Annotated in this window: 23 protein-coding genes and 1 tRNA gene; 18 read left to right on the top strand and 6 right to left on the bottom strand. The window is 47.6% G+C overall.

Annotation, left to right across the window (positions count from 1 at the left end; genetic code table 11):
- Positions 1–20 precede the first annotated feature (20 nt).
- Together EHO60_RS14015 and EHO60_RS14010 are read left to right on the top strand one after the other, a co-directional pair.
- Positions 21–377, top strand: coding sequence for a YraN family protein (locus EHO60_RS14015; protein WP_135768839.1), 357 nt, complete (start codon positions 21–23; stop codon positions 375–377).
- Positions 378–472: 95 nt separating this feature from the next.
- Complete coding sequence (locus EHO60_RS14010) at positions 473–670, top strand: hypothetical protein (RefSeq protein WP_135768838.1); 198 nt, start codon at positions 473–475, stop codon at positions 668–670.
- 33 nt (positions 671–703) lie between these two features.
- Here EHO60_RS14010 and EHO60_RS14005 read toward each other — a convergent pair whose 3' ends face one another.
- Positions 704–2,239 (bottom strand): YifB family Mg chelatase-like AAA ATPase, encoded by a 1,536-nt coding sequence (locus tag EHO60_RS14005; protein WP_135768837.1) that lies wholly within the window; start codon positions 2,237–2,239, stop codon positions 704–706.
- 90 nt (positions 2,240–2,329) lie between these two features.
- On the opposite strand from EHO60_RS14005, the gene EHO60_RS14000 reads away from it, so the two are divergent.
- The 14 genes from EHO60_RS14000 (at position 2,330) to gspN (ending at position 15,924) form a co-directional block, all read left to right on the top strand.
- On the top strand, positions 2,330–2,695 hold the full coding sequence (locus EHO60_RS14000; RefSeq protein ID WP_210409376.1) for a type II secretion system-associated lipoprotein: 366 nt from the start codon (positions 2,330–2,332) through the stop codon (positions 2,693–2,695).
- Positions 2,664–3,677, top strand: coding sequence for a M23 family metallopeptidase (locus EHO60_RS13995; protein ID WP_167880232.1), 1,014 nt, complete (start codon positions 2,664–2,666; stop codon positions 3,675–3,677). The genes EHO60_RS14000 and EHO60_RS13995 overlap by 32 nt, the downstream gene beginning before the upstream one ends.
- A 92-nt stretch (positions 3,678–3,769) precedes the next feature.
- Complete coding sequence (locus EHO60_RS13990) at positions 3,770–4,666, top strand: general secretion pathway protein GspC (RefSeq protein ID WP_135768834.1); 897 nt, start codon at positions 3,770–3,772, stop codon at positions 4,664–4,666.
- 7 nt (positions 4,667–4,673) lie between these two features.
- Positions 4,674–6,461, top strand: coding sequence for a type II secretion system secretin GspD (gene gspD, locus EHO60_RS13985; protein ID WP_135768926.1), 1,788 nt, complete (start codon positions 4,674–4,676; stop codon positions 6,459–6,461).
- 3 nt (positions 6,462–6,464) lie between these two features.
- Positions 6,465–8,138 (top strand): type II secretion system ATPase GspE, encoded by a 1,674-nt coding sequence (gspE, locus tag EHO60_RS13980; RefSeq protein WP_135768833.1) that lies wholly within the window; start codon positions 6,465–6,467, stop codon positions 8,136–8,138.
- Positions 8,139–8,150: 12 nt separating this feature from the next.
- Positions 8,151–9,377, top strand: a complete 1,227-nt coding sequence (locus EHO60_RS13975; RefSeq protein WP_135768832.1) for a type II secretion system F family protein — start codon at positions 8,151–8,153, stop codon at positions 9,375–9,377.
- A 27-nt stretch (positions 9,378–9,404) separates the two neighbouring features.
- Complete coding sequence (gspG, locus tag EHO60_RS13970; protein ID WP_135768831.1) at positions 9,405–9,872, top strand: type II secretion system major pseudopilin GspG; 468 nt, start codon at positions 9,405–9,407, stop codon at positions 9,870–9,872.
- Between the two features lie 6 nt (positions 9,873–9,878).
- Positions 9,879–10,445, top strand: a complete 567-nt coding sequence (locus tag EHO60_RS13965; RefSeq protein ID WP_135768830.1) for a type II secretion system protein — start codon at positions 9,879–9,881, stop codon at positions 10,443–10,445.
- Positions 10,426–10,983, top strand: a complete 558-nt coding sequence (locus EHO60_RS13960; protein WP_135768925.1) for a type IV pilus modification PilV family protein — start codon at positions 10,426–10,428, stop codon at positions 10,981–10,983. Before EHO60_RS13965 ends, EHO60_RS13960 begins: the two co-directional genes overlap by 20 nt.
- 8 nt (positions 10,984–10,991) lie before the next feature.
- Entirely contained in the window at positions 10,992–11,678 is a 687-nt protein-coding gene (locus tag EHO60_RS13955; protein ID WP_167880231.1) for a type II secretion system protein GspJ, read from the top strand.
- Complete coding sequence (locus EHO60_RS13950; protein WP_135768829.1) at positions 11,675–12,823, top strand: type II secretion system minor pseudopilin; 1,149 nt, start codon at positions 11,675–11,677, stop codon at positions 12,821–12,823. The genes EHO60_RS13955 and EHO60_RS13950 overlap by 4 nt, the downstream gene beginning before the upstream one ends.
- Positions 12,823–14,442 (top strand): cell division FtsA domain-containing protein, encoded by a 1,620-nt coding sequence (locus tag EHO60_RS13945; RefSeq protein WP_135768828.1) that lies wholly within the window; start codon positions 12,823–12,825, stop codon positions 14,440–14,442. The genes EHO60_RS13950 and EHO60_RS13945 overlap by 1 nt, the downstream gene beginning before the upstream one ends.
- A 14-nt stretch (positions 14,443–14,456) precedes the next feature.
- Complete coding sequence (locus EHO60_RS13940; RefSeq protein ID WP_135768827.1) at positions 14,457–14,981, top strand: hypothetical protein; 525 nt, start codon at positions 14,457–14,459, stop codon at positions 14,979–14,981.
- A 25-nt stretch (positions 14,982–15,006) separates the two neighbouring features.
- Positions 15,007–15,924, top strand: a complete 918-nt coding sequence (gene gspN / locus EHO60_RS13935) for a type II secretion system protein GspN (RefSeq protein ID WP_425460304.1) — start codon at positions 15,007–15,009, stop codon at positions 15,922–15,924.
- 136 nt (positions 15,925–16,060) lie between these two features.
- Here gspN and EHO60_RS13930 read toward each other — a convergent pair whose 3' ends face one another.
- Entirely contained in the window at positions 16,061–19,648 is a 3,588-nt protein-coding gene (locus tag EHO60_RS13930; RefSeq protein ID WP_135768825.1) for a vitamin B12-dependent ribonucleotide reductase, read from the bottom strand.
- 219 nt (positions 19,649–19,867) lie between these two features.
- Between EHO60_RS13930 and EHO60_RS13925 the strand changes: the two genes are divergently transcribed.
- A tRNA-Asn gene (locus EHO60_RS13925) sits at positions 19,868–19,943 on the top strand.
- Between the two features lie 256 nt (positions 19,944–20,199).
- Positions 20,200–20,679: a hypothetical protein gene (locus EHO60_RS13920; protein WP_135768824.1), complete on the top strand. Its 480-nt coding sequence runs from the start codon at positions 20,200–20,202 to the stop codon at positions 20,677–20,679.
- A gap of 5 nt (positions 20,680–20,684) precedes the next feature.
- On the opposite strand, the gene EHO60_RS13915 is transcribed toward EHO60_RS13920, so the two are convergent.
- From EHO60_RS13915 to xseA, 4 genes are all read right to left on the bottom strand, one after another.
- Entirely contained in the window at positions 20,685–21,008 is a 324-nt protein-coding gene (locus tag EHO60_RS13915; RefSeq protein WP_210409374.1) for a DUF2752 domain-containing protein, read from the bottom strand.
- Positions 21,009–21,123: 115 nt separating this feature from the next.
- Positions 21,124–21,483 (bottom strand): DUF5684 domain-containing protein, encoded by a 360-nt coding sequence (locus EHO60_RS13910; RefSeq protein WP_135768822.1) that lies wholly within the window; start codon positions 21,481–21,483, stop codon positions 21,124–21,126.
- 132 nt (positions 21,484–21,615) lie between these two features.
- Complete coding sequence (locus tag EHO60_RS13905; protein WP_135768821.1) at positions 21,616–21,906, bottom strand: exodeoxyribonuclease VII small subunit; 291 nt, start codon at positions 21,904–21,906, stop codon at positions 21,616–21,618.
- Positions 21,890–23,179 (bottom strand): exodeoxyribonuclease VII large subunit, encoded by a 1,290-nt coding sequence (gene xseA, locus EHO60_RS13900; RefSeq protein WP_135768820.1) that lies wholly within the window; start codon positions 23,177–23,179, stop codon positions 21,890–21,892. Before xseA ends, EHO60_RS13905 begins: the two co-directional genes overlap by 17 nt.
- Positions 23,180–23,189: the final 10 nt, after the last annotated feature.

Here is a 23,189-nt window from a genome sequence, read left to right as displayed (position 1 = left end):
TTTCCGGAACCGTTCCAAATATGAATCGTTTCCGGGAAAATCGAGCGAAAGGAATTTTAGGCGAGGAGATCGTTACCTCATTTCTCATACGGGAAGGCTACACCGTTCTTACGCGGAACTTTCGCATTCGAATCGGTGAAGCGGACATAATCGCCCGAAAGGGGGAACACCTTTTCTTTATAGAAGTCAAGTTCTGGAGTTCTACCGGGTTCTCCCATCCGTTGGAAGTCTTCTCCGTAGGAAAAAGAAGAAAGATGCGCGCGGTCGCCGAGGCTTATTTGAACAAGAACGTTTCCTTGAAGGGGTGTTCTGTCTCTTTTTGTTTGGCCTTTTTAAACGAAAAAAGGGAACTGAATTTTTATCGTAACCTATTCTGAAAACCATCGTTAAGGCTTCCGGCATTCGAGTCGATTTTCGAATTGTCTGCGGGTTCTCAAGGATGAGGACCTCAAATCGTTACAAGGAAGTAACTATGAAAAGCATCCAAATTCTCGGTAACCTGGCCGAGACCGATCCTTTCGGTCCCGATCCGGTCATTCTGAGAAAACGAGGAATTCCGATCAAAAAGCGGAAATTCGAGGACTACAAAAAGAAAATCGAGGACGAAAGTTATATCGATTTTGCGATCGATAAGATCGCTATGGAACTCTCGCATTTCCTGTCCAAATAACCACAAACACAAACACGTCGAAAGAACCTAAGTTCAGGCAGCGGCCCTGTTTTCCGGAAACCATCCGGAATTCAGGAAAACAAGGGCCTCCTCCAAATCCCTCTCCTCAATCTCGTTTCTCCCATCTAAATCCGCGATCGTTCTGGCGATCTTCCGTAACTGGAGCATTTTCCGAATACTTAAGCTTCTTTTACGAACCGCTTTAGAAACCAATTCCTCCGATTTGGAGGAAAGAGGGATCCACCTAAGTATTTCCTCTCCTCTAAGTCTTCCGTTATAGAGTTTTCCCGTTGCTGCCAGAAGTCGTTTTTCCTGCCTCTCGGAAGCCGATCGGATCGATTCCCTAAGTCGGACGAGATCTATTTTTACTCTTTCCCGGTTCGGTTTACTTCCGGTGCCTAGATGGAGAAAAATTTCGATTCGGTCCAAAAAAGGACCGGTAATCGCCGACTGGTAGGATTGAACTTTCGAAATTTTGCAAATACAAACATCATGCGAGGATTGGTAGAATCCGCACGGGCAGGGATTGGTGGCTCCGATCAGCAAAAAGGGAGAAGGGTAGGTGACCGAACCCGAGATTCTAGAAACCGTTATATAACCCTCCTCCATAGGTTCCCGCAAGGCCTGCAAATGATTCGGTTTAAACTCGGCCAATTCGTCCAAAAAAAGAATTCCATGACCCGCTAAAGTGACTTCCCCCATGCGTAAGGAACTGGAACCGCCCACGAGAGCCACGTCCGAAGTCGTATGGTGAGGACTCCGAAAGGGTCGCGATGCTTCCGGAACGACGATCTGTTCCTGAAGGGATCTTAAGGATAATAGGTCCAGGGCTTCGCTTTCCCTAAGCGGCGGTAGAAGCGAATACCCCAAGCGGGCCAACATGCTTTTTCCGGCGCCGGGCGGGCCTGAAAGTAGGCAGTGGTGCCAGCCCGCAGCGGAAATCTGAACGGCTCGCAAACCCGGCATTTGGTCCCGATAGATTTCCAACGAGTCCGGAAGCTGTTGGAATTTGATTCGGACGGAAGTTTTGGGCTCCGACAAAACCTTTCCCGATAAAACGGATTCCAGCTGATTGAGATGCTTGATCGAAATCACAGGAATACGGGTTTGTAACGCAGCTTCCTCCCGATTTTCCCAGGGAACGACAACCGCACGATACGATCCGGATTCCAACTGCCTCAGAATGTGTAAAATCCCCCGGACAGGTTTTACGCTCCCATCCAATCCGAGTTCCCCGAGCCAGAGGAGATTCTTTCCCGTTTCCGGGTCCGGGCATTGGCCGGTGAGGTGCAAAAGTCCGACGGCAATCGGCAAATCCAGATATGTGCCCTGTTTTTTACGACTGGCGGGGCCCAGATGCACCAAAACATTTGCGAGAGGAGATTCGAATCCGCTATTTTCGATGGCGACCCGGATCCTGTCCGAAGATTCTTTGATAGAGGTGGCCGCCAAACCGGTAATCGTAAATCTAGGAATCCCTCGTTTTACGTTCACCTCCACCTGTACAGGAAACGCCTGGGTCCCGTCCAAAGAAGCGCCTTTCAATCGAATCAGTCTGTTTTCCTGCATGCGCAAACAGGTGCAAGAAACCCGGATTCGACCGCTTTTTTTCGAAAAACTAGTTTATCCCTTCCGGTAACCGAGTAACCTATGCCAGAAATGGTGCGAATCCTCGTTTTTCTACTGGCTTTGCTGACCTTCCAGTGCGGCTCCCGGTTGATCAAACAGGATAAATTATCCAATATCAATACTTATTACCAAGATAAGGTCTATGCCTTAAAGCGGGACACCAAAGTTTCCGCGACGGAGACTTTTAAAAAGGGAATGTTGGTGCGGATATATATAGAATCGACTCCCTCTCTCATAAAAGTCAAATGCTTCCCCGCTGACCAAAAGCGGGAGCACGCGATCGGAAGGTTATTGGCTTACCAGGTGAACGAGGATTTCGAAAAAAGATCCATTAAGATAGAAGATTTGGATAAACTGATCGACAATGAGCTCACGGAATACAAAAAGAAAAAGTAGGAGACCGAATCTCCCCGGTTCAAGAACCGAAGTACGGCGGACCGATATTAAATACGTGAACCGGACGATTCTCTATCTTCCATTGATCTCTGCCCTAGTCGCTTCCTCTCTATCGGCGGATCCGTTAAAGAATTACGATTCTGCGATCAACGATTACGCAAGCAAAGACTCCTCCTTTTTTACCGATCGGGAAGAAAGGAAAATCAAACAATTGTTCTCCCAATCTCCCGAAGAGTGGCAGGCAGATAAATATTCCGCAGTCAGTTATCATAAAGACAAATCGAATCTAGAATTGCCGTCCTTTATCAATATTAATCCGATCATTTCCTCCAGAATCGTTCACCAGAGCGGAGTCATCATCAAGAATTACGTCGTAAAACCGAAGGATACGTTATTCCGGATCGCAAAAAGCCTGAAAACCACCGCAGCGAGGATCACGGAAGCGAACGGATTACAAAAAGGATCCGTTCTTAAGGTCGGACAGAATTTAAACGTTCCGGTCAAGGTAGCGAATGCCACCAGACAAAAAATAGAGCACCGTAGAGTTTTTCTGACTCCGGTCGTAAATTCGCGTGTCACTTCCCGATACGGACGGAGAAAGGATCCGTTTCACACGGGAGGCGGCGGTTATCATACCGGAATCGATTTAGCCGGGCCGCAAGGAGCGCCGATTCTCGCGTCCGCGGATGGAACGGTTTCCTTTGCAGGTATTAACGGCGGATACGGAAACAGCGTGATCGTAGACCATGGCAACGGCTACAAAACTATGTATGCACATTGTGCGAAAATAACCGTGGAGCAGGGAACCAAAGTCCGCGCAGGCACGGTCATAGGTGGAGTAGGTCGCACCGGTTCTGCCACTGGTTCCCACCTTCATTTCGAAGTGTTTCTGAATGGAAATAGGATCAACCCGGAGATCGCCCTAAGGAAGACTTTGAAGATTGTCACTAACCTGGAGACAGGAAAAGTGGCGAAACTCTAAAACCTCCGAAGAAAGTACTTTGAAAGTATGGTTCCGTTCCTTCCACCCGATAAAGGGCGAAATCGTACGAAAGGTTCAAATCACCACTACCCATGAACGCGTTTTTTATCGAGCTACGGAAAAATACTTTTTACGCACTGATTCCGATCGTAATTTTATTTTCCCTTTCCCTGGCTTATCTGTTCCGGGGAGTGCTCCTATTATTTCTTACACCCGACATCCAGACGGGAGCTTCTAATGCACCTGTTCGTAGGACGGCTCCTCCGATCACAATCGCTATGTCCTCTTACGAGGAGATGGTGACCGGAAACCTGTTCCGGGGTAGTCTCGCTCCGGTGGGCGAGGCTGCGGCAGGAGCGGAAGGAGGTGCCCCTCCGGATTCCGGAGAAGGGGAAGATATGCGGGTTACGGGGACTCTCAGCGGGCATTGGAGCTTTGCCAGAGTCACGATTCTGGAAAAAGGAAAGCAGGCCGCAGAGGAATTCGCGACCGGGGAAACGGTCGGCGGTTATAAAATCAAGACCATCAACCTGACTCATGTTGTACTGGAAAAAGGGGGAGGCTCCCTAAAAGTGGAAATCGGCCAGACTCCCGGAGAGGCCAGGACGAAGCTGGCGGGCGGTCCCCCAGGCGCTGCGGATCCTGGCGCTAAAAGCTCGGGAGATTCCATCCGGAAAGTCCTTTCCAGACAGGACGTGAATAAAAAATTGAAGGATCCTACCGCCATATACAAGAACGCCAGGTTCGGTCCTTTTATGGAAAATAACGCGATCACCGGATACAAAATCTATAGTATAGGAAACGACCATATTTTCTACGCTCTGGGAGCCCGTAGTGGAGACGTGGTCCGAAGGGTAAACGGAATGCCCTTAAACGAAACGGAGAAAATGTTGGAGATCTGGAACTCCGTCAAAAATGCCGAAAAAATATCCGTAGATGTGGAAAGAGGAGGGAAGGTGCTCTCCTATGAATTTATCATTCGAAATTGAAGGTTGCATGCGTAAGTTAAATCCAAAAGTCAAATATCTAAAGACGGCAACGATTACCCTGTTGCTTTTGATGACTTATACAGAGACAATACATTCCCAATCCACAAAGAAAGGGACCAAACGTTCGACTCCTACGGAAGACTCCAAAGAAAGGACTTTCTTCGCAAATTGGAGAGATACGGAGCTGAACGATTTCTTAAAAGGGATGAGCGCCATCCTAAAGAAGAATATCCTTTTGGATGAAAGCCTGAAAGGAAAGAAAATCACCATCATCTCTCAAAAGGAAATTCCCGTTAAAAACGCCTTCCCTTTTATGAAGGCAGTTCTGGAATCTATGGGGTTCGCGATCGTAGAAGAGGCGGATCTGATTACGATCGTAAAAATGAAGGATGCTCTTGCAAGATCCTCCTTTATCCGTGTGGGCAAGGAGCCTATTTCGGAGACGGAAGCGACCGACAATCGGATCATCACCCAAATCATTCCCGTAGAGAACGTTAAACCGGAGGAACTAGAGCCGGTTTTAAAGAGGCTGACATCCCCGAATACGGATATCATCGTTTACAGGAACACGAATACCATCGTGCTTTCCGGATCCACAGCCGACATCAATAAATTATTGATTTTAGTAAACGAATTGGACGCCAAAGCGAGCGAAGGCACTCCCGGGTCTGTGTCTTCCGCCGGAGACATTCATATTTATACTTTAGAGCATAGCGAGGCCGAAAAAATCGCCGCTACTCTGATTAAATTGGACAACCCCGTCGTCGGAGACCAACCCACACCGGTTTCCAACCAGCCGGGAGTTCCTCCTCCCCCGCCTGCAAAAGTGGAAAAGATCAAGGCGGTTTCCCACAAAGAATCCAATTCTGTCATTGTCACGGCTACCGAAGCGGAATGGAACGAAATCCGGAAAATCATACGAATCTTGGATTCTTCCAGAAAGCAGGTTCTGTTGGAAGTTCTGATCGTGGAACTTTCTTCCAACGACCAAAACGATTTCGGTATTGATTGGCGTTACCTAAACCAGGGACCGTACGGACAATTCAACTCCGGTCTCGCGAAGGAAGGAAATATCATCAATTCCAGCGGGAGAATGAATCCGAATGTGAATACGCTTTCCGGCTTCTCTCTCGGATTCGTCCAAGCAGGCTCCCAGCAGATCTTGGGGATTTTGAGTGCGAATCAAGGAAACGAGAATTTCAACGTTCTTTCGGCACCGCAAGTGCTGACCTTGGACAACCAGGAGGCCGAGATCAACGTCGGGCAGGACGTTCCGGTCCGTACCCAAAGTAGAAACGCGGGTTTGGGAGGGGCAAACGCGGTCACAGTCGACCAATACGAGTATCGTCCGACCGGAATCAAACTGAAATTCACACCGCATGTAAATAAGAACAATAAGATCACTTTGGACTTACTCCAGGAAATTAAGAACATCGCCTCCATCGCGCTTTCCGGAGGAAACCCAACCTTCAATAGAAGGGAAATAAAAACGACGATCACATTAGACAATCGACAAACGATCGTGATCGGAGGTCTAATCTCCAGTGATAAGGAGAAACGGCTGATCAAGATTCCACTTCTGGGCGATATCCCTTATTTGGGATGGGCATTCCGAAGAACTACGGAGCAGAATAAGAAGACCAATCTAATGGTTTTCATTACTCCACATATTTTGGACAATCGGGAACTTGCGGACAAGATGACCGCCAAGAAAAAGCTCCAGCAAGAACGTTACGAACTGGAGAGAGAAAAGATCCTGAATCGGGAAACTACGATCAAAGAAAGAGGGGAATAGAAAATGAAAACTCTAGGCGATATACTCGTCGAAGAGGGAATCATCTCCCCGAAGGATCTGGAGGATTCTCTCAAGCTCCAGAAAAAAAACAACCTCTCGCTCGGACATATCCTGCAAAAGAAAGGGATAGCGGGGGAAGTGGACGTTCTCAAAGCCATGGCTCGTCTGTACAGGATGAACTTCCAGGAAAAGCTGGAGTTCAAAGGGATGGAAGAGGCATACCAAAAAATCCCTTTGAAACTCATCCAAAAAAGTAGACTCGTCCCTTTCGAAATTTCCAAACATACCGTGAAAGTGGCGATCTCGGATCCGAGCGATCTTCATCCGATGGACGACGTGCGTTTTTCTCTCCGGGAATTTAAGGTGGAGTTCGTGCTCGCGCCCGAGCCAGAAATCATGAGAATCATACATTCTCATTTCGATACCACTTCCGCAGCGGCCAAAGACCTTCTAAACGAGATGGAGGGAAGCTTTTCGGAACTTGCGGAAGGTTTCGATAACGAGACCATCGATTTGTCGGACGACGCTCCGATCATCAAGATGGTAAACGTCATCCTTTCGCAAGCGGTAAACGAAAGAGCTTCCGATATACACGTCGAGCCTTACGAAAAAAGTCTAGTCGTTCGTTACAGGATAGACGGGATTCTGCACAATGTACTCAGTCCTCCGAAATCCTATCACGCCGGAATCACGTCCCGTATCAAGATCATGTCCAACCTGAATATCGCGGAGAACCGTCTTCCCCAAGACGGAAGGATCAAACTCAGATTGGCGGGAAAGGACATCGATATCCGCGTTTCCACGATTCCGTGCCAGTTCGGAGAGAGGATCGTAATGCGTCTCTTGAACAAGACGGATCAGAAATATTCCCTCGAGACCATGGGCTTTTATTCGGATCTGTTAAAAGAACTCCGGTCGCTTATCTACCAACCTCACGGAATCATTCTTGTGACCGGTCCGACCGGTTCCGGTAAATCCACGACCTTATACTCCGCTTTGACGGAACTGAATACGGAAGAAAGAAACATCATCACCTGCGAAGACCCGGTGGAATACCAGATCGACGGCGTTTCCCAAATGCAGATGCAGGAAAAAATCGGTCTCACTTTTGCGACCGGCCTTCGTGCCATCCTAAGACAGGACCCGGACATCATCATGGTCGGAGAGATTCGGGACGAAGAAACGGCACGGATAGCCATCCAAGCGTCTCTGACAGGACACCTAGTATTCTCGACCTTGCATACGAACGACTCCGCATCCGCGGCAACACGACTCGTGGATATGGGAATCGAGCCGTATTTGATCACCTCCACCGTCTTAGGGTTCATGGCCCAACGTCTGGTACGTACGATCTGTCCGAAATGTAAGACTTCGTACAAACCTTCTCCAGCGGAACTCGAATCCTTAGGTATTCCCCGGAAATCGTTGAAAAACGGTCTTCTGCATAAAGGGGAAGGTTGCAATCATTGTATGGGAACCGGATTCAAAGGTAGGACAGGGATTTACGAACTTCTGATCATAGATACCCAGATTAAGAACGCAATTCTAGCCGGACTGGACACTACTAAAATCAACGATATCGCGAAAGAAGAGGGATTCGTAACGATGCGCGATTACGGAATACGCAAGGTTTTGGACGGAGTCACGACTCCAGACGAAGTATTGAGAGTGACCTAAAGCGATATTAGAATGGCCTTATATACCTACACTGCCTTTAACCGAAAAGGAAAGGAAGAAAAAGGGATCATCGATGCCCCGAATATCCAATCCGCCAGAACGAAATTAAAGTCCAAGGGACTCTATGTGCGTCAGATCTCGGAGGACGCGGAAAGAAAGGATCGGGAACTCTTTCCTTTCCTGGCAAAGTTTCTGTACAGAGTTCCCCGCAAAATCATCGGAATGTTCTGTCGCCAATTGGGAACCCTAGTCGGAGCGGGAATCCCTTTGGACAAATCCTTGGCGAACATAGTAGAACAGACGGATCACGAAGTATTCCGAAAGGTCGTGGTCGCCATGCAAGCGGATATCACGGAAGGAAGTTCCCTTTCCGAGGCGATGAAAAAACATCCGGATATTTTTCCCAACCAATACCCGTCCCTGGTTTCCGTAGGGGAAAGGACGGGGGATTACGAAACCGCTCTTATCCGTTTGGCGGAGATGGAGGAAAAAAACCAGGAATTAAAATCCAAGGTCACCACTTCTCTCGTGTATCCCATCATCATTTTCGTGCTCCTGCTTGCAGTGGTCGTTTTCCTTCTAACGACCGTCGTCCCCCAGATTGAACAACTGTTTATTCAGTTCGACGCGCCCTTGCCGTTAATCACGAAGATCGTGATCGGTAGCTCCAAGCTAGTGACCAATTGGTGGTTTTTGCTATTTCCTTTCGTATTCCTCTGTATCGCAGGATTCCTTTATTACAAGAGTACTCCGGAAGGAAAATTGTCCTGGGAAAGATTCGTGCTTCGGATACCGATCATCAGTAATCTTTCCAAAAAAGTACTGATTTCCAATTTCGCCAGGAATCTGGGGATCTTACTTACCAACCGGGTTCCTCTCATCATATCCCTGCAAATCGTGGAGCAGATCGTCAACCATTCCATCTTCGGGGAGGAAATCCGAAACGCCTCCTCTAGAATCCGGGAAGGGGAAAAACTTTCCGCCTCTTTCCTAAGTTCGGAGATCCTTCCCCAGATGGTTTTAGGAATGATGTCCGCGGGAGAGGTCTCGGATCGGGTACCCGAAATGATGAACAAGCTGGCCGAAATCTACGATTCAGAAGTCGATAATTCGTTGAAGGCGATGACTCAAGCAATCGAGCCTCTGATGCTCGTCTTCATGGGTTTTGCGATAGGTATCATCATGGCTTCCATCATAGTTCCGATGTTCAGCTTGACCCAGAATTTAAAAGGCATATAGTAAATTAAGATAGATAGGAGACCGGCTTTGAAAACGGGAAACAAACGCAGAAGAGGATTTACTCTCATAGAATTAGCGATCGTCGTCGCGATTCTAGGGGCGATAATGGCGATCATCATCTCAAGCATCAACGTGGGAGATATCAAAGATGACACAGCCTCCATGGAACTACGCAAGGAAGGTCGCGAAATCCAAATGCACCTGGAAAGGTACGCGCAAAAATTCGGAAATTACCCTAGCGAAGAGCAGGGTCTGGAGGCCCTCGTAGAAAAGCCAACGACCGGAGACGTTCCGGAGGACTGGAGACCGATGGCCAGCAATAAGGATATCATCAAAGATCCGTGGGGGACTCCTTATAAGCTCAAGTTCAACGAATATGGCGAGATGCAAATCATCACTCTTGGCAAAGATAGACAGGAAGGCGGAGAAGGCGTAAACGCCGACTTCAACATTCTAAAAGAGGAAGATTACCCTTCTCAATTCAAGAAAAAATAATCCACCATGATCGGGAGGAGGAAAGGCAGGAATAGCGGCTTTACTTTGATCGAAATCGCGATCGTCGTATTCATAGTAGGGACGTTGATGATTCTGGTTCTTCCTTCCGTCGCAAAAATATTCACCCCCGGCTCCCAGGAAGAAGCGACGATTTTGCATAATGTGGTCACCTTCTGTTACAGAAGGGCAAAATTGAACCAAAGGACCGTCTTTCTGGAATTGAATATCGACGACGAAAAATACAAAGTTATAGAAGTGGAAAGAGGGGAAGAAGGGATGGTCGAGAAACCTCTCTTCGAAGATAAAGAGCTTCCCTCCTCATCCTCCCTAGTGGATATCATGGATGCGCGCGGATACAGGTACGTAAAAGGAAAGGTCCGTATTCCTTTTTCCCCCTTGGCCGTCTCCGAAGATTTTTACATCCATTTGGGTCCTGATCCGGAGATAAAGAGGACATTGATCGTTCGAAGATACGGAGGAAAATCCGAAATTCGAGAGGGAGAAGCGGTAGTGTCCCAGGAAGATCTAGATTGGTACAAACAACATGACACCTATGGTACTAGCTCTCTTTAAAACTCGGAAAAGAAAATCCGTCCGTCGCGGAAAGCGATCGGGCTTCACTTTGATCGAAATTACGATCGCCTTATTGATAGCCGCAGGTTGGATCGCCTTCGTCCTGAGAACGGTCGGAGACGGAATCCGACTGAAGAGATTAGCGACCCTCCAAACGGAGGCGGTCCATTTAGCTAAGATCAAGATGGCTCAGATTGAATCCGCAAGTATCCTACAAAAGGACGTTTCTTCCGGAGATATCCCCGGATATAAAGGATTTCGTTATACTACGATCGTAAACGAAGAGGATTTAGATTTGCTCAAACTCGCCGGCAAGGGGGGAAAAAAGCCGGAAGATCTTCTGGGAGGAGGGAATTCCGAAATGAATAAACTGATCGCCCAGAGAACCGGAAACAGTCAGGGCTCCGCTACCGGAGGGTTGATCAAAGTATTCCATATCTACGTGACGATCGAGTATCCTACCGGAGAAAGAAACAACCAGGGTGATCTGAAGCGGGAAAAATACACGGTGGAAACCTTTAAGGCCTCGATGAATTGATGCGAAAAATGCGCGTTCCACGATCTAAGATTCCCCTACTTCGGCGTAGGCATCGCTCGGGATTCACGTTATTGGAGCTTTCGATCGTCGCAATGCTGTTAGGCGGAATGCTAGTGATGATTTTCGGTACTTATACTTCCCTATTGCGAATTTCCCGTGACAATTCCAGCGAAGAAGGTGCGGACCGTCAACAAGCAATGTCCGCTCTGGAAAACATACGCAGTACTCTTGCCATGACCTTCTTCTTTCAAAACGAAAAAAGACTAGTGTTCGTAAGCCGGAGAGGAAGAAAATCCGAGGATGGAACCAAGCACCCGAAGGAAAGCAGTAACGATTATTTCATCGTTTTTTCCGCAGTACATCCTAATTCGGAAGAAACCGCTCTTCCGGAGGTCCGCGAAGTGGAATACTTTTTAAAGCAAGGGGAGGAGGGAAGAGGCTATCTATTGATGCGAAGAGAGGATCAAATCGTGGACAAATATCCTTTCGCCGGAGGTCAGGAGTACGTACTTTTAAGCGGAGTAAAAAGCCTCTCCTTTAAATTTTCGCGGACGGGTTCTAAATGGGAAGAGGAATGGGACTCCAGAGAGGCAAAGAACATTCCGAGATTGATCCGGATCGAAATCGTAGCGAAGATCGGTTCTGAGGAGAGAAGGTTCGAGACTCTTGCCTTTCCGGGAATTCTGTACAAATGATTTTGCATAGGGATAAAAAAAATCTAAGATCGAACGGACTCCGCCATTCGCGTCGTAGAGGAGCCATCGTAATCCTTCTCGTAGCGGGGATCGGAATGGCAGCGATCACCACTACTTTGGATTTCGCGGATCGTACCATCAGTGAATACAAAATCTCAAAGGGGGAAATGTCCGGATTCAGGGCGCTGCTTTTGGCGAAGGCTGGATTCCAGGGCGGTTTAGGAGCTCTCAGAAAAATTCCGGAAGAGCAATTGTACAAATCCGGTTTAGGCCTGAACCCTCCTCCCGTTCCGCTCGGCGGAGGATTTATCTACTACAAACTTCAGGGAGAAGACGGAAAAATCAATTTGAACTCCGTCTTTAACGCGGATACTAAGGACATCAATCTTCGGAACCAGGAAATGGCACAACGTTTACTGGAACGCTTGGGTTTGAAACGGGAATTATTGACTCCATTGATCGATTGGATCGACGACGATTCCCAGGGCAATACGGAAGCCTCTTATTATGAAAAATTGGTTCCACCCAGAAAAATCAAGAACGGGTATTTGTATTCCTTGTCCGAACTCACCTCCGTAAAGGGGTTCGACCCTAAGATCGTCTACGGCTCCCAGAAACCGGCGGATTACGCGGAAAAATACTCCAAGGAATTCATGTCGGAAGAGGAAAAAGTTCTAATGAACGAGTCGGATTTCGTTTTGGCCAATAATTACACCGCTTTCGTTCCTTACCAACGCAACTACGACGATAGAATCAACTTGAATGCCGCACCTTACTTCGTTTTAATGTCCCTATCCGATTTTATGACCAGACAGGCCGCGATGAAGATTCTCAAATTGAAGATTCAAAAGGGCGGCTATCTCAAGGACACGAAAGATATAGAGAATCTACCCGAATTTCAGGTTCCTTCCGTAGGTGGCATAACCTTATATAAAGAATTGGCGGGGGAGGGAACCGATGTATCCGGTGGAAGGATCAAAACGAAAGGGGAGATCTTTCGGATCACCGCGGTCGGAGAAGTTTCAATGGATACAGGAAGACAGTCGGAAGAACCGTCCTCCAAATCCGGAAAAATCGCCGTCCGACGGATCACGGGGATTTTCGATCTTACGAACAATATGATGCTATACTATAGGGAAGATTGATGTTCCTTTACGAAAAATTCCTGACCATCGATTTCGGCACAAGTTCCGTCAAAGGCGCCCTTTTTCAAAGGGTCATGGGGAACCTCACGATGCTTCGCGCCGAATCCATGCCGATTTCCAAAATGGAAGAAAGGGAATACGAAACCAACCTTCTCCGATTCTTAAATACGTATTTTCCGGGGGAAACTTCGGTAGTGCTAGCCCTTTCGCTGGATAAGCTATTTATCCGGGAGATCACCATCCCCCTCACGACAGAAAAAGCCGTCCGCGAAGTAATTCCTTACGAAGTGGAAAGCAGGGTTCCTTTTCCCATGGAAACCGTGGAAGTATTGGGATCGATTTGGAGAATCGATCAGGAAAAATCCGACGTCATCACTTACACTGCTCATCACGGAGAATTCGATACTTTAGCGGATCCGTTTCGAGAAACCACCACCGTTTTTCGCGGAATCTTCGTGGACTCGGTATGCCTCGGTTCCATCATTGCAAAACATTCGGGTCGGGAAATTCCTTTTGCGAATGCGGCACAAATCGATATAGGCGGCAGTACGAGTCTCCTGAATATCACTCGGGATGGAAAGATCGTGCACACCCGGTTTCTTCCGTTCGGCGGACAAAACTTAACAGAGGAAATCGCGAAAGGCCTTAAGATAGATCCCGAAAAAGCGGAAGCTTTAAAAACAAGTCTCCAATTCGAGCCCTTCCATCCTCCCGAAGACGGATTGAATCTGTTTGCGAAGGAATACAAACTCAAAATCGCGGATTTAAAAAAGGCGTTCGGGATCGTTCAGGATTTTTTCGAGAGGTTAGCAGAGGAAGCGAGAAGAAGTTTCCTTTCCGTGGGGGACACGGAGCGTCCGGAGGCACTTTATCTCTCCGGAGAAGGAAGTAAGATCAAGGATCTAGATTCATTTCTAGGAGAAAAATTAAGTCTGCAAATCCGGAGGTATGATTTCATTCCCGGAGATATCGATCGTTTTACGACCTGCTTCGGCATGGCTTATCAATTGATCTTATCCCGTAGAGCGAAGGTCGACTTTTTGGAGACTCCCTATGTGAAAAAGTTGAATAAGAACTTATTCGACTTCTCCGCGTTTCGACCCCATCTGATCCTCGCTGGAATTTCTTTGGCCATATTTTTGGGAGTCTTCTTTTTAGGCATCGTTTCCGATCGGAGAAAACTTGCCGCCACGAACCGTATCTTGGCGGAAAAGGTAAAGTCCGCGATCGGAACCTCTGTACCGGCGGATACGGACCCTTTGGAATATGCAAGAAAGTTAAAGGACGAAGCAAAAAATCGGACGGAACTTTATCGGAAATATCTATCCAAACCGAGTGTATTGGACGTTTTTTACGAAATCTCATCCAAATTTCCGGATCCCGGAATGCAAGTGTTCCAATTTCAGAGTTTTACGTACGACAACGGCCATATAGCCATCCAAGGGCGGGTAAACGAATATTCTGAAATCGGAGTCATCCAAAGGTCCTTGGAAAATTCCCAGATGTTTAAGAAAATCACGATAGAAGACAATCGGATCAATCCGGGTTTAAAAACGTACAAAGTAAGCTTTACAATTAAGATGGAGGTCGCACCGAAACTCGGCGATTCCGAACGATAGGTCGAACGGTTTTTATGTGGGAAAAACTGGAACCTCGCGAAAGACTTTTGCTTCTCGCCGCAGGAGGAATGGTTCTCCTTGCACTTTTTTTCATCGCGGGAAGGAAGGTCTACCGACTCCGAACGGAACTTTCCGAAACGGTCAATGATACACCCGGCCAATTAGCCAAGCTGGATAAGATCATAGGAGAATACATGTATTTTAGCACCCTGGATACGACAGGAGGGGAAAGGGATCCGAGCGAATTCTCTGGCAAATTGGAGAAAATATTCCTGGATCACGGGGTGAAGGATCGCATTTCCACGATGAAGCCCATTCCCGCCAAAGATATAGATAAGGGAAAATACCAAGTCCTGGTGTTCGACGTGAATTTTAGGGGAGTTACTCTCGAATCCATGATGAAAGTGGCGTACGACATCGATAAAAACAAAAGAGTGAACGCAAAAGTGGAATACTTTCAGGTGAGCAAGCCTTATCAGGATCGAAATACCTACGACGTGAACATGAAGATCGCCGCATACAGCGGGAAAGCGAGGTAATCTGCAAATGCCTCGGGAAAAATCCATGGAAGACCAAGAAACCCTTTCCAACGAGGAAGAGGAATTTCTGACTATGGAGCTGGAGGAAGTCCCCGAAGAGGAAGAGGATCTCCAGCCACGATTTACCGTAAAACAAAAGCTGATATTAGCTGCGACGGGAATTTTCTCCTTCGTAATCTTCGCGTTCCTACTTTTTCCGTATGAAAATATCGTCCGCACCGTCATCAATTCCGGATCCGGAGTCTCCTCGGCGCTCTCGTTTCGTGAATTGAAAGTATCCGTACTTTTCGGAGAAATATCGGCCAAGTCCTTGGAGATAAATGCTCCAAGTTTCCGAATCAAAGCGAATGAAGCCGGAATCCGCGCCGGTCTGATCTCTCTACTTCGCAAAAAGATCAACGGAGAATTTAAAATTCTAGGAATCAAATTCGATTATGACGGCAATCCTCTCGGAACGATCGATTCCTTAAAAGGCTTTCTGAAGCTCGATTCCGCAACCCTTCCGATCAGCCGACAAAACGGAACCTTCCAACTAGAAATGCCTTCCGGTAGTAGGGGATTTTTACCGGGAATGCCGGAACTTCCGGTATTGGATAAACTCGAAAATTTCCGGATCAATAAACTTTCCTTAAAGTCTAGATTGAACCAAGGGAATTTGGATATAGACGAATTCGTTTTAGAAACTTCCGTGGCAAGGTTTGACGTCAGCGGAAATATCCGTCTTTCCGATTCCTTGGGATTCTCCCAATTGAATCTTCGGGTCTGCCTGGAATTGGAACGGAATTTCGCTTTGGAAAGAGAGGACCTGGCAGGTATGTTAGCACTTCTGGAAAAGAACGGAGGAGGCAAGTGCATCCCAGTCAATGGTCTATTACAAAAACCGGAAGTAAAGATCCCCGGATTGAGCGGAAACACTGGAGGTGGGCCCGCCGCCGGTCTATAAAAATCCTTTGGATGGAATCATCTATAAAAAAGCCCCCGTGGAGAATTTCCAGGGGGCTTTTTTAGCGCCGCGCTAAATTCAAAGCGCCCTATTTTTTATTCGGGCTTTCTGCTCTTCGTCGTCGCCGTGTTCTCTCTCAGGAACAGCCTGTGGTTGCACCGCAGGACATACATTTGAGACAGGAACCGTTACGAACCATCTCGAAAGAACCGCATTCCGTGCAGGAGTCTCCGGTATACCCTTTGATTTTCGCCATTTTGATTTCTTCCATCAACGCTGTTCCGGATGCGGGCTTGATCATCTGGGAATAAGAAATCGTTTCGGGTTCCGGACGATGGATTTCCGTCGACGAAATTCCCGAAGCCGGTGCCACAGAAGTCGAAGTGGGACGTATCGACTCGGAAGATTTTCTGGATCCGATCTCGTCCCCCCGGAGGTCCTCCGGCGCCACTTGTCCAAGGTCATACCTGCCCAAATACGTAATCGCGAGTTCTCTAAAGATGAAATCGATTACGGAAGTGCTCATTTTAATATGTTTGTTTCCGGTGACGATTCCGTTCGGTTCGAATTTGAAGAAGGTGAATGCATCCACGAATTCCTCCAAAGGAACACCGTGTTGCAATCCTAAAGAAACGGAAATCGCGAATGCATTCATCAAACTTCTAAATGCAGCTCCTTCCTTGTGCATATCCACAAAGATTTCCCCGATCTGTCCGTCCTCGTATTCTCCCGTCCGCAAGTAGACCTTGTGTCCACCCACCACGGCTTTTTGGGTATAACCCGCACGTCGGTTCGGCAATTTCCTACGATGGGAAATGTACTTGTAGATTACCTTTTCCGCAAAGGCCGCAGGATCTTTCGCGACCGCCGCTTCCGAAATCTCCTCTTGTTCCTCCAATTCGATTCCGTTCAGTAATTCCAAAACGGAATTCAAAGGCTGGGAAAGTTTGGATCCGTCACGGTAAAGTGCGTTCGCCTTCACCATCGCTTTCCAGGAAAGATAATACGCATTTTTAATGTCTTCTACGGTCGCGTCTTCAGGCAGGTTGATCGTTTTAGAGATCGCACCGCTGATAAACGGTTGGGCCGCTGCCATAATCCGGATATGAGACTCGTAGGAAAGGTATCTCTTTCCGTATTTTCCGCACTTGTTCGCACAATCGAATACCGGATAATCCTTCTCCTTCAGGTAAGGTGCGTTTTCGATCGTCATGGTTCCGCACACGTAATCGTTCGCACGATTGATCTCGTCCTTGGTAAAACCCAAGTATTCCAAGAGATTGAATCCGAAAGAATCATAGGATTCTTTCGGAACTCCCAGACCTTTTTGCAGGAAATCCTCGCCCAAATTGAACTTGTTAAAAGCAAAATTGATATCGAAGGCGAGGGGAAGAGAAGCCTCCACTTTTTCCAGAATCTCGTTCGTAAACCCTTTCTCTTTCAGACTTTGGGTATTGACTACCGGGGCTCCGTTCAAAGTCGCATGGCCCTTACAGTAGTTGATGATGGATTCGATTTCCGCCGGGGAATATCCTAATTTTCTTAAGGCCAACGGTACGGATTGGTTGATGATCTTAAAGTAACCGCCTCCTGCCAGCTTTTTGAATTTTACCAATGCAAAATCGGGCTCGATTCCGGTCGTATCGCAATCCATGACCAAGCCTATCGTTCCAGTGGGCGCAATCACGGTAACCTGTGCATTTCTGTACCCGAATTTTTCGCCTAGTTCCAAGGCTCGGTCCGAATCTTCTTGTGCAGCTTTGAGCAGATAGGAAGGACAAAAAGCCGGATCGATTCCTACCGGTTTGATCGTAAGACCTTCGTAATCCTGGGAGGGAGCATTGTATGCGGCTCTTTTATGATTTCGAATCACACGGAGCATGTGCTTTTTATTTTTTTCATATCCGGGAAAGGGGCCGAGTTCCTTGGCGATTTCCGCAGAAATAGAGTAGGCGGTCATATGCATAATCGCAGTGATCGCTCCTGTAATCGCCATTGCCTCTTTGGAATCGTAAGGAATTCCGAGGATCATGAGAGCAGAGCCCAAATTCGCATACCCCAAACCTAGAGTACGGAATTTATAGGAAAGTTCCGCGATTTCTCTGGAAGGGAATTGCGCCATTGTTACGGAGATTTCGAGGATCATCGTCCAAAGTTCGCATAGGTAACGGAATCCTTGGACATCGAATACGAGAGTTTCCGGATCGATGAATTTCTGTAGGTTGGCGGAAGCCAGGTTGCAAGCGGTGTTGTCCAGGAACATGTATTCCGAACAAGGATTGGATGCGTGGATATCTCCATCTTCCGGACAGGTATGCCATTCGTTAATCGTAGTATGGTACTGGGTTCCCGGATCCGCAGAGGACCAAGCAGCATAGGAAATCCTGTCCCAAAGTTCCCGAGCTCGGATCGTTTTTGCCGGCTTCGGAGCTCTCTTTTCTTTCAGAGCTTTTTCCTTTTCCGTCCTATTGTATAGGTGCCAGGGTTGGTCCTGTTCCACCGCAGTCATAAATTCGTTCGGCAAACGCACCGAGTTATTGCTATTCTGACCGGAAACGGTATTGTACGCCTCGGATTGCCAGTCGGTAGTCAGTTCTTCGAAAAGAATTTCTTTATAGCCCTGTCTAGCGAGGTCGATCACTCTCTTGATATAATTGTCCGGAATCAGAACCTTCTTCGCTTCCACGACCGCCTTTTTTAAGGCAGGGTTCTTTTTCGGTTCGAAACGATCCGAACCTTCCATTTCGTAACACGCTTTTATGATAGAATTCAGGTGGCGGTTATTCAAAATCGATCCGGTAACGAGAGAAGCGACTTTCTTCTCTTCTTCCACCTTCCAGTCCACAAAACGGTCGATGTCCGGATGATCCACATCTAGGCAGACCATTTTAGCGGCACGGCGAGTCGTTCCTCCCGATTTGATCGCTCCGGCGGCTCTGTCTCCGATCTTCAAGAAGCTCATGAGCCCGGAACTTTTTCCTCCTCCGGAGAGCGATTCGTTTTCTGCCCGAAGGTTGGAAAAATTCGTCCCGGTTCCGGATCCGTATTTAAAGAGGCGCGCTTCTCTCACCCAAAGGTCCATGATTCCGCCCTCGTTTACGAGATCGTCATCCACGCTTTGGATAAAGCAAGCATGCGGTTGGGGGTGTTCGTACGCGGAAGTCGATTTTACGAGTTTTCCCGTCCTCGGATCCACATAAAAATGTCCTTGGGATTTGCCGTCGATTCCGTACGCCCAGTGAAGTCCCGTATTGAACCATTGGGGAGAATTGGGTGCCGCCATTTGTGAAGCGAGCATGTAAACAACTTCATCAAAGAACACCTTGGCGCTTTCTTCATCGCTGAAATATCCGTATTTGTATCCCCAATAGGTCCAGCAACCGGCCAATCTGTGGAATACTTGGAGAGCAGAGGTTTCTCCCCCGAAACGATCTTCCTGTTTTAAGGATTCTAACTTTTCTAGGTCCGGTTCGGAGCGCTGGAGCCAGCTCGGAATTCCTTTTTCCTCCACTTTTTTGAGGTATTTCGGGACTCCTTTTCTTCGGAAATATTTCTGAGCTAAGATATCCACCGCTACCTGGGACCATTGCTCGGGTACGAGAATGTCTTTTGCTTCGAAAACTACGGAACCGTCCGGATTAGAAATCCTGGAATTCCGTTTGGCCCAGTTCAATTTTGTGGAAAAGCCTTCTGACGGCTTAGTGAAATGTCTATTTAGCTTCATAGCATGCTCCTCATATGAAACTCCGATCGGATCTATAGCGTTTTTTGGATTATGTCACGCTATTCCAGCTTTCTAAAACTTCCAAAGCATTTTTTACAAACAGTTCTCGATTCCCTAGAATTTTCATTGGAAGAAAGAAAGGAAAAACGCCTATGTCTCAAAGAATTTTCATTGCCAACCTACCCCAATTCGAAAAAATGGGCCTCGTACCGAGGAAACTCCCCTTTAGCTCAGTCGGTAGAGCAAATGACTGTTAATCATTGGGTCGCTGGTTCGAGCCCAGCAGGGGGAGCCATCCCGTTTTTTCCTTCCGTTTGATCGAAATCCCGATTTTCTCCTACCAACAATGTATTCCTTTAGACGAGAAACCGCCGTCGTTTGTTTAGTCTTTTGCTCCTTTTTCTGATTCTTCCCTCAAAATGGAGAAGGCCCTTTTTTTCTTAAGAATTTGCTAAAAAAGAAAGTTTTTGCGATCGGAAGCTCTTTTTAGGGAGCCGAACTTACCAGAAGAGGATCCAACTATTATTGTTTCGATTTTTTTGAGAGACCCAGTGCAATTTCAGACCTTTCCGATCCTACTCTTTCTTCTCCCGGCTTTCTTAGCGACTTGCCATAACAAAAGCAGCTCCACGACGGAAAATGATTCGGCAGCCGCTTTGCTGTACTCCGCATACGGCGCCAGCTTTACTCCCAATCCCACAGGCGGATGTGCGGATTCTTCCGTACCCAATATCGTGAGAGGAAGTTCCGTTACGATTACGAGTCAAAATTACACGTATTATTTTTACAAATTTACCGGAGACAATACGGCGACCGAAACCTTTACGGTTTCTGTCAGCTCGGGGGAAGCGGATCTTTGGATCGGAGCCTCCGGTTATAGCATGACCCCTTCCGATTTTAGTCAGGTGGAATATAGGAGCGAGAACGTAGGAAACGATTCGATTTCGGGGGTATCTACGGCAAATCTCGCCATTCGATGCGTGGTAGTTCCCGTTTCTACGGGAGGAGGGTTTACTTTAACCGTTCAATGAGGGGCTCAGAATTTCCTGTACAGAAAACTCGCGAACATGCAAAAACCGTATAGGAACATACAAACGGTGAATATTCTCCCGTTCAGAAAAGTCTTCCATCGCTCGGAATCCACTCTGGTATAGGCGAAGAACAAGAGGCAGAATCCGATTCCGGTGGGAACTCCCATCGGATGGTATTCCAGAGATCTTGCGAATTCTCCCCTGAAAAAGCATACGATCGCTCTGCCCATACCGCATCCGGGGCAATCCGTTCCGAACCATTGTTTCCACCAGCAAAGGGTAAACCAATGCTCGGATTCCGTATCCAAGCTCAAAACACGAGAAACCAAGACGGCAGCAAAGACGCCGACCGAGAACGATAGATTCGGAAATGCCTGAATTCGGTCGAAAATCTTCGAAAAGCCGACCGAAAAGATCGGAGGGCTTTTCGAAACAACCGAAGAATCAGGCAGCTTTTGCAGGACCCTGGTATTTTGCATCGGAGAAGGCGAGGATGAAATAACCGATTCCGAGTATGAAGAATAAAACGGCAAATCCTGCGGATTTTCCGAACGCTTTGGCCAACTCGATCGCTACTAAGATCAATACGACCAAGTTAACGCAAGGAATCAGAAATAATACGATCCACCATACCGGTTTACCCACGATTTCCAGCAAAACCACTAGGTTGTAGATCGGAACGATCGCTGCCCAGCCCGGTTTGCCTGCTTTTTGAAAGATCACCCAGTTCGCTGCCAAAAACGCGATGATGATCACTGCATAGACTAGAATCCCGACAATTCCTACTCCGGAATTTCCTTCCATAGGTTTTCTCTCCCAAAATCAAAGAATTTCGGAAGGAAATCACTTTTAAAAAATAAATCAACAAAAAAATGACTAAATTTCATATGGAAATCGCATGAATCGGATGCTTGTATTTCTCGCGGCTACAACTATTTAGAAAAGCTCTTCTTCTTCGGCCGGGGGAGGAGAAACAGCCCTGCCGGAAGATTCGCTTTTAGGAAGGGCCGTTTTCTTTTGCGACTCTCCGGAAGCGTTTTTAGACAGGTATTCGATTTTGCCTTCCGCTTCGGCCAAGATCCCTTGGCAAAGTCCTCTCAATTCCATCCCGCGCTCATACGCTTTGATCGACTCTTCCAGAGTCAATTGGCCTCTTTCCAGTTTCTCCGCGATTTGTTCCAATTCGGATAAAGCCTGTTCGAAACTAATATCAATTTTCTTTGCCATTCAATTCACCTCGATTTACGACTCGGAGCCTTCCTCCGGAAAGGATCACTTCCAGTTCCTCATCCATTTTCACTTCCGCAGGAGAAGTTACGACTTGTTTCTCACGGGTACGTAAAACGGCATATCCTCTGTTTAGAGTCCCCAAGGGAGAAAGTCCCTCGACCTTTCCGGCCAGCAATTCGAATTGCTTTCTTTTTCTTTCCAACAACGCCCGAAAGGTCAGTGGAAGTCCTGTGGATAAGGGCAGAAGTTTTGCCCTGGCTTGCATCAGAAAATTCCGTCCTAAAAGCTGTATCCGAGAGCCGGTCTCGTCCAAACGGAGAATCCGATCGTTCAACATAGATTTCGGATCGGTAAACACCATTTTGTTCGTCAAAATTCGGAGTCTTTCATTTAGGTTTCGCACCTGGTTTTTAAGCGCGGATTCCAAGCGGCTTCCGAATTCGGAAAGCTCCGATTCGACGACTTCCATTTCCGGAACCGCAATCTCGGCGGCCGCGGTCGGAGTCGGAGCGAAGGCGTCGGCAGCCAAGTCGGAAAGTACGGAATCGATCTGGTGTCCGACCGCGGAAATGATCGGAATTCGAGATTCAGAAAAAGCGAGAACGACCCTTTCGTCGTTAAAAGCAATCAAGTCCTCGAAGCTTCCACCGCCTCTTCCCGCGATGATCACGTCCACCGCCCAAGCCGGATCGTTCAATTCCCGAATCGCACCGACAATCGACTCGGGAGCTCCGTCACCTTGCACCAGACAGGGGGAAATCAGAATATTGATTTTAGGAAACCGCTGTTTGGCGATCCGAATGATGTCCTCGATAGCGGCTCCCGTAGGAGAGGTAGCTACTCCGATCGTCCAGGGGAAGGCGGGGAGCTCCCTTTTTTTCTCCGGATCAAAGACTCCTCGCGAAGCAAGTTTTCGCTTCAGCTCCTCTATCTTTACGAGGAGATCCCCTTGTCCGACTTCCTCCACTCTGGACACGTTCAAATTGTATTGTCCGCGGGGTTCGTAGACGGAGATGCTTCCGTACGCCCGGACCTCCATCCCGTTTTCCAGGGAGCGCCCTTTGTATCTTCCGTTGCTATAAGAAAAGAAAGTGCAGGCCAAAAGGGATTTGGGATCCTTTAGATTGAAATAGATATGTCCTTGGTGGGATCTGGAAAGATTGGAGATTTCCCCCTGGACCCAAACGTTCCGCAGCAGATCCGGGCCTGTCAGGAGCTGCTTGACTATGGAATTGACTTCCGAAACGGAAAGAGGTTTTGAATCTTCCACGAAAATTCGT

This window comes from Leptospira fletcheri (assembly GCF_004769195.1).
In the GTDB taxonomy this organism is placed as follows: domain Bacteria; phylum Spirochaetota; class Leptospiria; order Leptospirales; family Leptospiraceae; genus Leptospira_B; species Leptospira_B fletcheri.
The sequence above is the reverse complement of the archived record's forward strand: the minus strand, read 5'-3'. Positions and strand labels throughout refer to the sequence as shown.